Genomic DNA, 13,840 nt, shown 5'->3' with positions numbered 1-13,840 from the left:
ATTTCAGGATTTCAGGCCAGATTCGCCAAACGCCTCCGATCTTGAAGAACCCGAGGGCTTGGCGATTGGCATAAACAGTTGAGTACGAAACAGCTAGCAGTTCCGCAGCTTCTTTGAGGGTTAAAGCCCGGGTAATGGGTGTTGTCATCTCATTTATACCTATGGGAGCATGCGGCCTCTGCTCAACGCCGCGCGAGCGGCTCATCGTTCTTCTGTATTACTTTTGCGGGCGTTCGCCCGCCGCTATGCGACTGCATTGAAGTGCCGCCAACGCTTGCCAGCGCGATAGCCGGGCGCGTCTTAGCGTGTTCCCGCTTTCGCGGCAGCGGATGTGGGGTAGAAAGGGCCGGGTGAGGGGTCATTTACCCGTCTCCTGCCACGAGGCGCGGGGGCAACCCATTGCATCGAGCCCAAGTCGATCGCGGAGGTCCGCAAGCTCGATCGGCTTGAACGCGGCTGGCAGGTCGCGCAGCGCACTCGTCAGATCCGGATCGTGCTTCGGCGCGACGCGTTCTGCCCAGCGAATGACCTTATCGGCCACCGCGCGGGCGTGGGCGGACGTATGGTGCCGATTTGCGAGTGTGTCGATCAAACAGCGTGCGCCGTGGCTCAGAGCCTGATTGCGCGTGCGAAATACGCGTGTGCTCGCGAACAGCTTGAGCTGGCCGGTCCAGCCACCGTGGCCGTCGAGGTATTCAGTGTCATAGATCCAGGCGTTGGCTTCTACCTGAGCCAGCTTGATCACGGCGAGTGGACCTCGCGCATCTTTCTTGGCGCTCGGCAATTCGAATCGATTCGTCTCGCTGAATAGGCCTCTGTCGTTCAGCGTGCTGATCGGCCAAGTCCGTGCGCCAGACGGCACGTCCACCATGTCAACGAGCGGCAACAGGGCGCGATGCACCGCTTCGCGTGTGCTGAGCGTTAGGGTGCCGAAACCGCTGTCGTGCAACACTGCCTGCAGCGCCAGCAAAAGTTGCTTTGCCTGTTTTTCGCTGATCTTATTGGGGGCGCTCTGGCGCAGGAGCCTCTGCGCCGCTGCCTGCGTCTCGACCGCAACTTCCTCGACCGTCGGCACGGCAAGCGGTACAGCGTTGGTATCGGCTGTCGCAGGTGCTGCTCGCTCGGACGACAACGCTGGCTCCCCGTGTGCGTCGACCAGAGGAACGGCTTCGAGATATTTCTTCGTCACCTTCGACTTCCCGGCTTCTGCTGCCTTCGAGATCCCGACGACGATACGCTCAAGCGCCTTTTCACCGCCGTGCAGGCGGATCTGTTCGATCGCGAGCGTTCCGGTGCATCGCCCGTCGCGGACAAGCTGGTGCAGTTCAGCTGGCGCTCGTTCGAGCAGGGCAACATCGCGAACGGTCTGGTCGGTGATATGCAGTCGCTTGCAGATTGCCGCGAGGGTCATCCCGTGGATGTCGCGCAGCTCGGCGACGGCGGCAGCGAGATCGAGCGGCGACGATCGTTTGCTGTCGTTGCTGAGGTACCCGTCGATCACCATTTCGGCGCGGTTGACGGTGTCGGCGGCACGAACGACGACCGGGATCTTGCCGAGCTTCTTCCCAGCTTCGATCGCTTTGCCCGCCGCGAGGTAACGATGTTGTCCCTTGTAGACGTAGAGCAGATCCTTACCGTCGACCTTTCGGGCGTAACAATGAAGTGGTGATCCCTTGTCGTAGCCGTTTTCGATCATCAGGGCAGTGAGGTGCGTTACCCATGCGGGATCGACCGGGCGAATGTTGTCCGCCGGGTCATAGTGCAGTTGCTCGTAGGGGACCATCCACAGGTCTGCGGACGTCGCACCGGCTGCAGCTGCTGCTGCCTTGGTGTTCCCGGTTGGGATTGGAGCGGTCAGATCGAAGTGTTGCGTGCGGTCGTCCATTACGCGACCTCCTTCGCTGCGGCCTTGCGTGGCTTCTTCGCTTTATTGATCGCGTTCGATGCTGCGGTGGCTGCTGCGCGCTTCGCGTCGCGCAATCGCTTGATCGCGTTGGCGCAGTCCCATTCGTCGGGGATCGAGATCTGAGTACCGGCGATTTCTGCGCCGTCGAGGATCATGTAGAGCGTATGGACGCTGTCGGCGAGCGGCCGACGGTTCACGATGTACTTGCCGACAAGGATCGGTGTCGTCGGGCGGCGTACGTTACGGTCGTATCGTGCGACGGTGCGGAGAGAGAGGGTGTCCCGACGGGCGACGTCGTCGACAAGTAGGCTTGTGGTTCGCGACATGGTGGTCTCCATGACGCCGGGGTCGCTCACCCCGGCCGATTTCGGGGCTGATTAGACGGCGACGTGGTACGCGGTCGTCGGTGCGACGACCGGATCGTCTTGAAACACATTTACGGCGACAAACAGAAGGGCCGCGACGGCGGTCCAGCGGAAGATCGCGGACTTCTCAAAGTTACTTTGGCGGGCCGGCTCGGATGGCGTGATGCGATGTTGTTGCTCTTCGCGGAGCCATTCGCGGCGAGCGGCGGATTGATGGTCGAACAGTTTCATGGGCTTCTCCGAAAGCTGCCGGAGGGCAGCGTCGGAGAAGAATGTTAGGCATTCCTTTCGTATAACGCAATAGGAATGCCTAACTTTTTTGAGGGAGGATTCCGACGTCAGTCGGATTGCCAGCGCTCTCCAACCCCGAAATCTCGTTGAAAGGTCTTGAATTATTCTGACAAAATACTGTATGTTTATACAGTATTAAGCGTAAATATTACCGAAAGGAGGTTGTTGCGGGGTTATGACAACGGGAGAACTGCGCTGCAAACCAGGCGATGTGGCGATCGTCAGTCGATGCCTCAACCGGTCACGTATCGGGATGCTCGTGCGGGTTATCGGCCCGCACGGCACAAAGGATTTCGATTGGGATGTGGAGCTTCTCGGCGGCCCGATCAAAGGACGGGGCGTTCGTTCCGGGCAGGTGGGGTCGCCCCGGCGGGCCGCACTATTCGACTGGAACCTTACCCCTCTTGCGGGTCTGGGGCGTTCAGGTCGAGAAGATCATCGCGTTGCTGTTGGCCCCGCAGATCTTCAAACACCTTGAGGGTTTCGAGCAGCGCGGCGAAGGCGGTCGAGGGCATTCCAACCTTGTCCGCTTTCGTCAGCGCATCAACAAGAGCCTGAGCATGCGTGCCCAATGTTTCCTGCCGCTGTGGGGCAGGGGCATTGGGGCGGCGGTCCATATGTCCTTCACCCGTCGCAAGCCACCAAGGATCAACGTTCAGGAATTCCGCAGCCAGCAGCAGATTCGCCCCCTCCATCTTTTTTGTCTTGCCGCTGAGCCAGTCGCTAACCGACGGGGCACGGACGCGGCAGGCTCGCGCCAAATCCGCCGCCTTTTTTTCGGGCGGCAACTTCATGGCCTGTTCCAGGCGTTCGGCTAGTGTCGTCATTAGGAAAGCCTAACTGATCGGGCATTAGGTATGCCTTGCATTTCGTGTAAGGAGCGCCTAACATGGCGGCATGAATACGCAACAGAAACGAGACCCGTACGCGTGTGCCGTGATCGATGCATTCGGAGGGACGGCGGCAACCGCTCACCTTTGCCAAGTTCGCATGCCATCGGTATCGGAATGGCGACGAAACGGCATCCCGCGCGCACGTCTTCTGTTCTTGAAACTCGCGCGTCCCGACCTGTTTGCGTCTCTGGACTCACACGGCGAAGCGTGTGAAGCGTCTCCCGCTGCGTGACGGTAGCCGTCACGCACCTCAGATCATAGTTGCGTCCCGATCGGCGCAACAGGATGAAAGCCAGCGTCTACCAATCTCCGCTATGACCTGCCGATACGACAGTACCGAATGGCTGGACGTGCTCTATACGTCCGTTCGCAACACGCCCGGCGGCGTCGCCGACGCGGCCAACTATCTGACCGTCCGACGCGGTAAGAACGTCACCACCGAATCGTTGCGTCTGCGCCTGCGTGGAGTTGGCGACAGCCGCTTGTCGATGGAAATGTTCGAACTGCTCGTCGAGTGGATGCAGGAAAAGTCCGAGGCGAAAGCGCACGCGCTCGATGCACTGCACGCGCTCAACGCGCGCTTCGGACTGGTCGCGGAGCATGTTGAAGACCACGGGGCCGACGAAGCGCTCGAGCCGGAAACGATGCATCTCGTCTCCACTACGCTTCACCTGCAGGCACACGTCGGCCGCGTCGCAGATGACGTAACGCGAGCGCTCGAAGATCAGCGGATCGATGACCGGGAGGCCGAGCAGATCATCGCGACAGGCCGCAAGGGGCAGCGATTGTTCCAGAGGCTGATCCACGCGGCACGCACCCTCGCTGCTAAACGCAGGCGCCGCTGAGATGGAGCGATTCAAGCCTGACATGGGGTGCTGCCGTGTTGCGCGCGAGCAGGCCGAGCTGTGCTGCGGGCATGCGCAACAGCTGGCTTGCGCCACTGCAGCGCTCGCGCACCGATTTGATACGGCGCCGGATCAGGCCGGCCGCATCCTCGCTGACGTGATGTCGACGTTTCCAGATCGCATCGCCGTATTCCTCGCGGAAGCGCTACGCGTCCGTCGGTTCGACGTGTTCAGCGCGTCTGCTGCGCGTATATGCGCATCGCTTCCAACCAAGGCGGAACGTCATGCGTTTCGCGATCAGATCGTCGGTTCGCTCTGCGCGGCCGACCTTTCCACATTCGACGAGCGCATGTCGGCCGAGTGGCGTCGCCTGCGCGGCAAATAACCGGAGACCGAAGTGAAGGTGAGTGCAACGAGTAGCGGCCTGCGACAGGGTGCGTCGCACATTCGCCGCAGGCCGAGCGGGCTGAATTGCTACGCAGCCGGGCGCGGTGCTTGGCGCAGCTTTTCCCACCGAGCCGAACGGGATCGACGGCTGCTCGAATTGCTCAACGAACGAGTGAATCGGTAGCGGTGGGTGCGCTACTGAAGGCATTGGGATCGGGCCGCCGACAGTGATTCAGGCGGCCAAAGTTATTTTGACGGAGGGCAGATTTTCGTATGGCAACACTCGACCAGATCATCCAGCAATTGCGCGCGGCCGGGCATCCGGACCTGCCTGCAGGGCACCCGGTTGCTGATGGCAAGCACCATCGCTACGGCCCGCGCAAGAAGTACTGGTATCAGCTGCGCGAAGTCGTCAGCAAGGGCGCAGTGATCGGCTACGGCGGTACGTTCGGCCATTTCTCGGGCGACGATCCCGGCACCGAGCGATTCGAATGGAGCGGCGCACCGTTGAGCGAAGAGACGCTGGCGGAAACCCGTCGCCGACAGGAAGCAGCCGAGCGCGAGCAGGCCGAGCGTGATGCCCGGCAGGCGAAGCTCGCAGCGAACCGCGCGCGGGATCAGTGGAACCGTGCGGCGGAGGATGGCAAGTCCGCCTATCTTGACCGCAAACACATCACGGCCGAAGGCGTGCGTTTCGACGCAGACGGCACGATCTTCGTGCCGATGTATCAGTATGGCGATGGCGCTCGTCTCGTCGGCCTGCAGAAAATCACGCCGGACGGTGCGAAGCGCTTCAACAAGGGCATGGAAAAGAAAGGCGCATCGTATCTGCTCGGCGAGGTCGGCGCAGACGACCAGATCGTGCTGGTCGCCGAAGGCTATGCAACCGCGCGAGCGATTCGCATGGCGATCGACGACGCGTTCGCCGTCAATATTTGTTTCGACGCGGGGGGCATCCTCCCGGCCGTGCGCTACCTGCGTGCGACGTACCCGGATGTGCATGTGCTGGTCTGCGCCGACGACGACTGGAAGATCGAGCAACGCATGCGCGAGTGGCTCGCCGACGAGTTCGCTTTCCTGGGTGAACTGGTGTTTGGTGCCGACCCGGTGCGGATCGAGGCGAAGAATACGTGGTACATGGTCGCCGCAGCACGCCGTCGTGACGACAACGGTGTGCCGTACGTCGAAGTGAGTTACGGCAACGATGTGATGCCGGTTCGCCGCAAGCGTTTCGAAAACACGGGCCTGAAGCGCGCGTACGAGGCGGCAGCCGAGGTTGATGACGTGAGCGTCGTCTATCCCGTGTTCGCCAATCGCGGCGAGCGCAAGCTGACCGATTTCAACGACTTGCACGTCGAAGAGGGCTTCGAGGCTGTCGAGGCGCAGGTGCAGGCAGCAATCTTGCGCGTCCTCGCGCCAGCGAACGATGACATCCGGCCGGCGACGGTGGCACCGTCGACCGCGGACGTACCGCAATCGAAACCTGCCGCGACGTCCGCTGCCGCAGAGAAGCCGCAATGGGATGGCCGCGAATCGGAGAACGGCGCCCATACGTGGGAACAGGATCTCGCGCGCTCCGACAAGGGCACGCTGCTGCCAACGCTCGGCAATGTGCACATGATCCTGTCAAACCACAAGGCGTGGAAGGGTGTGATCGAGCAGGACGACTTCGGTGGCCGCGTGATGAAGCGAAAAGCGCCGCCGTTCCCGCAAGGTGTGACGGGGGAGTGGACCGACATGGACGATCAGCGCTGCGCCTTGTGGTTGTCGCAACGATACGGCCTTTCGGTGCGCACCGACATCGTGATGAACGCGGTGCTGCTGGTGGCGGACGCGACCCACTTCCATGATGTGCGCGAATACCTCGAAGGGCTCAAATGGGACGGCGTGCCCCGCGTGCGATCGATGCCGTCGACGTACCTGCGCGTGGCCGACAGCGAGTACGTGCAGCTGGCGCTCATGAAGTGGATGATCGCGGCCGTGGCTCGCGTGATGGAGCCCGGCTGCAAGGTCGACAACGTGCTGATTCTCGAAGGCAAGCAGGGGCACCGCAAGTCGACCGCGCTGAAGGTGCTGGCGGGCGCTCCGTGGTTCACCGACACGCCGATTCAGATCGGCAACAAGGATACGTATGCGGTGCTGGCGGGCAAGTGGGTGATCGAGCTGGCTGAGCTGGATTCGCTGAACAAGGCCGATTCGTCGGCGGTGAAGAGCTTCTTCGCGACCGCCGTCGACCGGTTCCGAAACTTCTATGGCAAGCGGGCGACCGACGTACCGCGCCAGTGCGTGTTCGCCGGCTCGGTCAACTTCGATACGTACCTCAAAGACGAGTCTGGCAACCGGCGGTACTGGCCGCTGCGTGTCGGTGGTTTGGTCGACATCGACGGCATCGTCGCCGTCCGCGATCAGCTGTGGGCGGAAGCCGTACACCTGTACCGCTCGGGCGTCGTGTGGCACGTGACGGAGCAGGAGCGCCCCCTGTTCGAGATCGAGCAGGCAGAGCGCTATGAAGGCGACGTGTACGAAGACAAGATCGCCAAGGCCCTGGAATACGTTGCACGCACGACGATGGAAGAAATCCTCGCCGACGTCCTGAAGCTCGATACGTCGAAATGGACGCTGCCGGAGCAGCGCCGTATCGGCAAGGCGCTGAAGTCGCTCGGGTGGGTGCGCAAGCGCGAATCGACCGGTTCGCGCGGCTGGTACTACGTGCGCGAAGAGCAGGAGCCTGAAGTCGAGCGCGAACTGGTTGCGGCGGGCGATGACGACAGTCCGCTGTAACGCGTTGGCGCGCTGTGCCGGTATGGCTGGCGCGCCAGAGAGCCACCTTTGGCGCGCCGTGGACGTCCCATGTCCCGACGTCCCAAGGCGTGGCCTCGGGCGCGGGTGCAGGGGCGCGACATGCGCGACGTGAGCGCCGCATGTCGCGCATGTCGCAGGCGCGCACCCCTGCAAGCCTTTTCCCTTGGGACATTGAGACATTAGGACGAACAGGAGCGAGTCATGATTGATTTGATGGAGCGAGCAGGCATCGCAATGAGCGTTCGTGGTCAGTTCACCGACCCGATTGCCGATCCGAAAGTTACTTTGGGCGCACTCGCATTTTCGAACGATCTCGGTCGGTTGCTGGTTCGGATCAAGGCAGGCCAAGAGACGAAGCCCGCGACGATCCGCAAAGCAACGTTGCTGTTTGCGCAGATGATCCGCTTGTCGGGACGTTTCAAGCGCAGTCGATTCACGGGCCTGAAGCGTGACGAACGACGCGATCAGCGGGCAGGGTATGAAGTCGAGCGCGCAAAGGCCGATATCGTCGAGCGCTTCGCGTTGCGCGTGCTGGACGAATGGATCAACGATCAGTGCGCGCGGTGCGAAGGGCGCGGCATCGTACGCCGAGACGGCCGCTACATTTGCCCGGATTGCGCGGGATCGGGCAAGCGGCCGATTGACGAAGCGGCGCGTGCGCAGGCAATCGGTGTGCCGCTGGATGAATACCGCCGCCACTGGTCACGTCGCTTTCACGACATGCACGCGCTGCTCGATCAGGTGAATGGATCGGTGTCCGACACAATGCGCCGCCAATTGCGAGAATGAAACGTCTTCCATTCCAAGAGCGGATCGCGTAAACTTCGAACATCCTTTACCGCTGCACTGGATATTCGCTGGCACCGCGCGTTAGTCGTGCAAACCTCTCGGGACATAAGAACACATAGTGGAGCCCGTTAGGTCGTGTGGGGGCGTTCGTCCCTACGAAATGAATTCTGAAGCCCTGAGTGCGAAAGCGCTCGGGGCTTTTTGCATTGGGGCGCTGAAATGCGAATCGAGTCGACGAGTGCCGGGCCGAGTGAGGTCTGGTCGACGTGGGATGAAGATCGAAGCATGGGGCGCGTGACTGCGCGGTGCTTCGTGTTTGACGACGCGATGGACCGTGTCGTGTGGGCGATGGACCGTGCCGGCGATCGCGAGATCACGGATGTCACGGTCGGTGCGGGTACGTCCAATAGTTAGGTCCTTCGGGGACTCCCGCGGACGTCTCTTGCGGTCCCGGAGGAATACGTCATCTACATGCACCGTGCGGCATAGAACCGAGTTGAATTGATGGTACAGCCCTATCGGTGCATCGTTCGCGTCAATAGGAATCTATGTGCGCGGCTTCGTGACAAGAGACTGCACGGTTTGCGCGACCTTGGGCCAAGAAACAGGTTTCTGAAGGAATGCTTGCCATAGCCCTTCGTCCGTGGGAGCCTGATTTGCAGACATCAACACGATCGGAAGCCGGGAAAATGTGGGATTAGTGCGGAGTGTCCGACAAAGCGTTACCCCATCCATGCCGGGCATTGACCAATCGGTTATCACGAGGTCCACTGCAATTTCCGATATTTTGGCAAGGGCATCCTGACCGCTCCGAGCCAAAATAACTTGGTAGCCGGAGCGTTCAAGAAGCAGTCTAAACGCATGCAGCGTTGCGTCGTCGTCTTCAACAAGAAGGATCGTCGCCATAATCGACATCCATGGTTGCGAGAGTGCAAATGCGGCCCTTTGGCCCGCAGCCAGACTCAAGTTTGCCTCGTCGATTGCGCGCGTACTAGTTCTGATATCTACGCGATCGATTAGCAGTGTGTACACGTTACCGAGCCGCAATATTTGGGCCCGGTTACGTCTGTACGTGGGTGGGCGTCATACGCTCGATGCGAGTGCATTTTGCAAAGCGCCGCCCATTTCGATGCGTCCGTTATGGGCCCTGCCGCGACTGCGCGTAATCGGCGACGCGTTCGGACAACGCGTGGCGGCCGCACGTATACATCTCTTCCGACATTCCCGCGGAAGTCCACGATGAACCATTGATAAGCGAGCGGGGACCCTGTAAGTGGCACGGCATGCGGGGCCTCAGACCCGCGTTTTTTCTCTACTGCCGAATCTCCATAGGGGGTCATATTCATGCCGACCCAACAACAGATCGCCGAACACCTCGACCTGGACCAGTCGGCCGTTTCACGGTTCGTCGACAAGGTCCAGCTCGACTATCGCGAGGCGACGCTCGATGCGATCCGCATCGCGTATATCCGGCACCTGCGCGAGATGGCTGCGGGCCGCGCGAGCGGCACCGGCATCGATCTGGTTGCCGAGCGTGCGAAGACCGAAATCGTCGATCGCGAGATCAAGCTGCTGACTCTGGCCGAGAAGAAAGGCCAGCTGGTGAACGTCGCGCAGCTGGAACAGGCGTTTGGCCAGATGGTCGGCGCATTTCAAACGGAACTGCTGGCGCTGCCCGACAAGTTGGTGCAGGAGCTGCGCGCACTGTACGACGTCGAGGTGGACGTCGAGTGGTTGAACGAGCATATGTATGGATGCCTTGAGCAGCTATCTCAATACGATCCAGACCGTCCACGCGGTGATCCGCCGGATCGCGCAGCTGCTGCGCCCGCCGGAACGGATTGGCACGACGGACTGGGCGCGGCAGTATCGGCGGATGAGCGCGAAGGCGACCGCTAGTCCCGGCCGCTATAACCCGAACATCACGCCGTGGGTGTTCGGCATGCACGAGGCGCTCGATGATCCGCGCGTGCAGAAGGTCGTCTGCATGAAGTCGGCGCAGGTCGCGTGGACCGACGGCGTGTTGCTGAACTACATCGGCCGACGCATCGACGTCGATCCGTGCCCGATGATCGTGATGTTCGCGAAAGAGAAATCGGCGAAGAAGTTCAACCTGGAGAAGTTCGAGCCGATGGTCGAGGTGACACCTCGCCTCGCGGCCAAGGTGCCGGTGCACGCCGGCCGCGACAAGAACAACCTGTGGGACCACAAGACCTTCCCGCGCGGCTTTCTGAAGTTCATCACGTCGAACGCACCGGATGACGTGAAGTCGACGCCGGCGCCGGTCGTCGCGGTCGAGGAACCGGACGACGCGAACACCAACGTGCGTGATCAGGGCGATTCGATCACGCTGCTGGAGGAGCGCAACAAGAGCTATTCGGACAGCCGCCGCAAGGTGATCTTCGGGGGCACACCGACAGTCGACGGTTTCTCTCGGATCCAGCAGGCGTTCGAATCGTCGGATCAGCGCGTTTATCTGGTGCCGTGTCCGGACTGCGGCGAGGAACATGAACTGGCGTGGGAGAACGTGACCTGGTCGGAGAGGGCCGAGGTCGAGCACGAAGTGTTCGGCCGTGCGCAGCCGGAGACCGCACGTTACACCTGCCCGCACTGCGGCAGCCTGTGGGACGACAACGCGCGCATTCGCGCCGTGCGGCGCGGCCGGTGGGTCGCGACCGCGCCGTTCTACGGCGTGGCCGGCTTTCGGCTAAACGAGCTGGTGTCGCCGTTTCCCGGCTCGCGCATGGGCGAGCTGGTCAAGAAGTGGTTGACGGCCGAGCGGGCGCTCCGCGCGGGCGACGACACGAAGATGCGTTCGTTCGTGAACAACACGCAGGGCCGGCCGTACAAATACAAGTCGGACCTACCGGAGCTGGATCTGCTGGCCGAGCGTGCGCTGCCGTATGCGCCGTTCACTGTGCCATCGCGCGGCCTGCTGCTGACGATCGGCGTCGACGTGCAGCACGATCGCATCGCGGTCGTCATCCGTGCGTGGGGCCGAGGTGAGGAAAGCTGGCTGGTGCTGTGGGACGAGCTGCACGGCAACGTGCTCGAGCAGGGCGAAAATCCGCTCACGGGCGGCGTATGGGGCGCACTGACAGAACTGCTAACGCAGGCGTACCGGCACGAATCCGGGGGCCTTGCACGAATTCGCGCGGCGTCGATCGACTCGTCGGACGGCTCCACGTCGGACGCCGTATACAAGTATGTGCGGGCGGCGCAACGTGTGGGTCTGAACGTAATGGCGATCAAGGGCAGTACAGACGCGGGAGCCGAGATTTTCAGCGTGCCGAAGGCGTCGATCGACTCGACGCGCAACAACAGCAAGGCTGCGAAATACGGCCTGCGGCCGTTCATGGTCGGTGTCAGTAAGGCGAAAGACCTGATCCTCGACAACCGGCTGAAGCTGGATGGCGACGGACCAGGACGGATGCACTGGTACGTCGGCGTACGTTCCGACTACCTCACGCAGGTCACGGCCGAGGTGAAGGTGCCGGGGCGCGTCGGCGGCAAGCGGGTTTGGCAGAAGAAGGCCGGTGCGCGAAACGAAGCGCTCGATTGCGAAGCATACGCGCTGCATGCGGCGCGTAGCCTCAAGACGCACCTGTTGACCGAACAGCACTGGTTGCTGGAACAGCATCGCATCTCGCAGGTGTCGCTGTTCGATGCGGTGCCGGTCATCGAAACGGTACCGCTCGCACGACCATTCGAGCAACCACCGGATCCGCCGGACGAACCGGCCACCGAAACGGCTGCAGTCGTCCAGATGGCACCGAAACCACCCGAAACCCCGCCACCGAGCGGGGTTTCGCGCATTCAGGGCCGGCGTGTCGGTCGTTCGACGTACCTGAAGCGTCGCTAGGAGAAACACATGGCATACACGATGGCAGACCTGCAACGCATCCAGTCGGCGATCGCGAAGGGGGAGCTGGAGGTCCAGTACGCGGATCGCAAGGTGCGTTACCGGTCGATTGCCGAGCTGCGCGACGCGCAGACCGAGATCATCCGGGCGCTCGACGGCGCGACCGGCCGCTCACGGCTCATTCGCCTGCGCCACGCCGGCAAGGGGGTGCGATGAGCCGCGCGTATCCGGTTCTGGCGCAACGCGGCTTTGTCGTGCCGACCCGGCTGAACGCGGCTGCGTACGAATCGGCCGGCACGCGCGGAGCACGGGCGAAGTCGTGGCACGCATCGAGCGCGGGGCCGAATGCATCGGTTGTGCAGAACCTGCCGCTGATGCGTCACCGCGCGCGGGACGCGATCCGAAACGACCCGTGGGCAAAGACCGCGATCGCGCGGCTCGTGTCGAACACGATCGGCACCGGCATTCAGGCGCATCCGCAGCATCCGGACGCGGACGTGCGCCGCGCGCAAAAGCAACTTTGGGATGACAGCTCGGGCGAGCTGGACACGGACGGCGTGCATGACCTGTATGGATTGCAGACGCTCGCGGCGCGGGCGTTCTTCAGCGACGGCGAGGTGCTGGTGCGCCGACGCCTGCGTTCACCGCATGCGGGATTGGCCGTGCCGATGCAGATTCAGTTGCTCGAAGGCGACATGCTGCCGGTCACGAAGAACGAGCCGATACCGGGCGGCGAAATCATCAACGGCGTCGAGTTCAACGACGACGGCGAGCGGGTCGCGTATCACCTGCTGCGCCGGCACCCGGGCGAATACAACCGGTATGCGGGCGATGCGGTGCAGACCGTGCGCGTGCCGGCCGCCGATATCGCACACGTGTTCCACGCGCTGCGCCCGGGCCAAGTGCGCGGTGTGCCGGAGCTTTCGACCGTACTGGTGCGGCTGCATTCGCTGGACAACTTCGATGACGCGGTGCTGTTCCGCCAGGAGGTGAGCAATCTCTTTGCCGGGTTCATCGTCAAATCGAACGTCGAGGTCGGCCCGCTGGGCGATCCGGTCTCCGGTGCGCCGATCGAGTTCGATGCCGACGGTTTCTCGCCGGTGGTGTCGCTGGAGCCGGGTGGGATGCAGGAGCTGGCGCCGGGTGAGGACGTGAAGTTTGCGACGCCCCCGGGTGCGGGGGGAGATTACGCGCCGTTCATGCGCCAGCAACTGATGGCCGCTGCCGCTTCAGTCGGCATGCCCTACGAGGTGCTCACGGGCGACCTGCGCGACGTGAGCGACCGGGTGCTGCGGGTGCTGCTCAACGAGTTCCGACGCTCGATCGAGCAGCTGCAGCAGAACGTATTCATTCACCAGTTCTGCCGCACGGTGTGGCGCTGGTGGGTCGACGCGTGCGCGTTATCCGGTGCGCTGCCGATGCCCAACTATCACCGCACGCGGCGCGTGTATTTGCGGGTGCGCTGGGTCGCGCAGGGCTGGCCGTATATCCATCCGGTGCAGGACGTGGCTGCCAAGCGCGCGGAGATCCGTGCCGGATTGACGAGTCGCACCGGCGCGATTCTGGCGAAGGGCGAGGACCCCGAGCAGGTCGACGACGAGAACGCGACCGATCAGCAGCGCGCGCAGCGGCTCGGCTTGCAGTACGACACGCATGCGGCAGGAGGTCCCGATCCACTCGGGCACACGAATGGGGAGTGA

13 protein-coding genes are annotated in these 13,840 nt (G+C 62.4%); 8 read left to right on the top strand and 5 right to left on the bottom strand.

The window, feature by feature from the left end; translation table 11 throughout:
* Positions 1-358 precede the first annotated feature (358 nt).
* The 4 genes from C7H84_RS37255 to C7H84_RS29000 form a co-directional block, all read right to left on the bottom strand.
* The gene (locus C7H84_RS37255) at positions 359-1,885 is read right to left on the bottom strand and encodes a pyridoxal phosphate biosynthetic protein PdxJ (protein ID WP_240462127.1); all 1,527 of its coding nucleotides are present in this window, start codon (positions 1,883-1,885) and stop codon (positions 359-361) included.
* Entirely contained in the window at positions 1,885-2,232 is a 348-nt protein-coding gene (locus tag C7H84_RS29010) for a beta-hexosaminidase (protein ID WP_240462126.1), read from the bottom strand. Before C7H84_RS29010 ends, C7H84_RS37255 begins: the two co-directional genes overlap by 1 nt.
* Positions 2,233-2,283: 51 nt before the next feature.
* Positions 2,284-2,502 (bottom strand): hypothetical protein, encoded by a 219-nt coding sequence (locus C7H84_RS29005; RefSeq protein ID WP_121862015.1) that lies wholly within the window; start codon positions 2,500-2,502, stop codon positions 2,284-2,286.
* A gap of 455 nt (positions 2,503-2,957) precedes the next feature.
* Complete coding sequence (locus C7H84_RS29000; RefSeq protein WP_121862014.1) at positions 2,958-3,389, bottom strand: transcriptional regulator; 432 nt, start codon at positions 3,387-3,389, stop codon at positions 2,958-2,960.
* Between the two features lie 380 nt (positions 3,390-3,769).
* Between C7H84_RS29000 and C7H84_RS28990 the strand changes: the two genes are divergently transcribed.
* The 4 genes from C7H84_RS28990 (at position 3,770) to C7H84_RS28975 (ending at position 8,278) form a co-directional block, all read left to right on the top strand.
* Positions 3,770-4,300 carry a phage regulatory CII family protein gene (locus tag C7H84_RS28990; protein WP_121862013.1) on the top strand — a complete coding sequence of 177 codons (531 nt, stop codon included), beginning with the start codon at positions 3,770-3,772 and terminating at the stop codon, positions 4,298-4,300.
* Position 4,301: 1 nt separating this feature from the next.
* Entirely contained in the window at positions 4,302-4,685 is a 384-nt protein-coding gene (locus C7H84_RS28985) for a hypothetical protein (RefSeq protein WP_121862012.1), read from the top strand.
* Positions 4,686-4,960: 275 nt separating this feature from the next.
* A complete protein-coding gene (locus tag C7H84_RS28980) occupies positions 4,961-7,468 on the top strand; it encodes a VapE domain-containing protein (protein ID WP_121862011.1) in 2,508 nt (835 codons plus the stop codon).
* A 222-nt stretch (positions 7,469-7,690) separates the two neighbouring features.
* Positions 7,691-8,278 (top strand): hypothetical protein, encoded by a 588-nt coding sequence (locus C7H84_RS28975; protein ID WP_121862010.1) that lies wholly within the window; start codon positions 7,691-7,693, stop codon positions 8,276-8,278.
* A 546-nt stretch (positions 8,279-8,824) separates the two neighbouring features.
* Here C7H84_RS28975 and C7H84_RS28965 read toward each other — a convergent pair.
* Positions 8,825-9,184 (bottom strand): response regulator, encoded by a 360-nt coding sequence (locus C7H84_RS28965; RefSeq protein ID WP_162999397.1) that lies wholly within the window; start codon positions 9,182-9,184, stop codon positions 8,825-8,827.
* Between the two features lie 438 nt (positions 9,185-9,622).
* On the opposite strand from C7H84_RS28965, the gene C7H84_RS28960 reads away from it, so the two are divergent.
* From C7H84_RS28960 to C7H84_RS28945, 4 genes are read left to right on the top strand one after another with little or no spacing between them, the layout of a single operon-like run.
* Complete coding sequence (locus C7H84_RS28960; RefSeq protein ID WP_205611472.1) at positions 9,623-10,177, top strand: MarR family transcriptional regulator; 555 nt, start codon at positions 9,623-9,625, stop codon at positions 10,175-10,177.
* Positions 10,077-12,140 (top strand): terminase gpA endonuclease subunit, encoded by a 2,064-nt coding sequence (locus C7H84_RS28955; RefSeq protein WP_346428400.1) that lies wholly within the window; start codon positions 10,077-10,079, stop codon positions 12,138-12,140. The genes C7H84_RS28960 and C7H84_RS28955 overlap by 101 nt, the downstream gene beginning before the upstream one ends.
* Before the next feature lie 9 nt (positions 12,141-12,149).
* The gene (locus C7H84_RS28950; RefSeq protein WP_011657129.1) at positions 12,150-12,356 is read left to right on the top strand and encodes a hypothetical protein; all 207 of its coding nucleotides are present in this window, start codon (positions 12,150-12,152) and stop codon (positions 12,354-12,356) included.
* Entirely contained in the window at positions 12,353-13,840 is a 1,488-nt protein-coding gene (locus C7H84_RS28945) for a phage portal protein (protein ID WP_121862006.1), read from the top strand. Before C7H84_RS28950 ends, C7H84_RS28945 begins: the two co-directional genes overlap by 4 nt.

Source organism: Burkholderia sp. Nafp2/4-1b (assembly GCF_003635165.1).
Lineage (GTDB): Bacteria > Pseudomonadota > Gammaproteobacteria > Burkholderiales > Burkholderiaceae > Burkholderia.
This window is presented reverse-complemented; position numbering and strand designations above follow the sequence as displayed.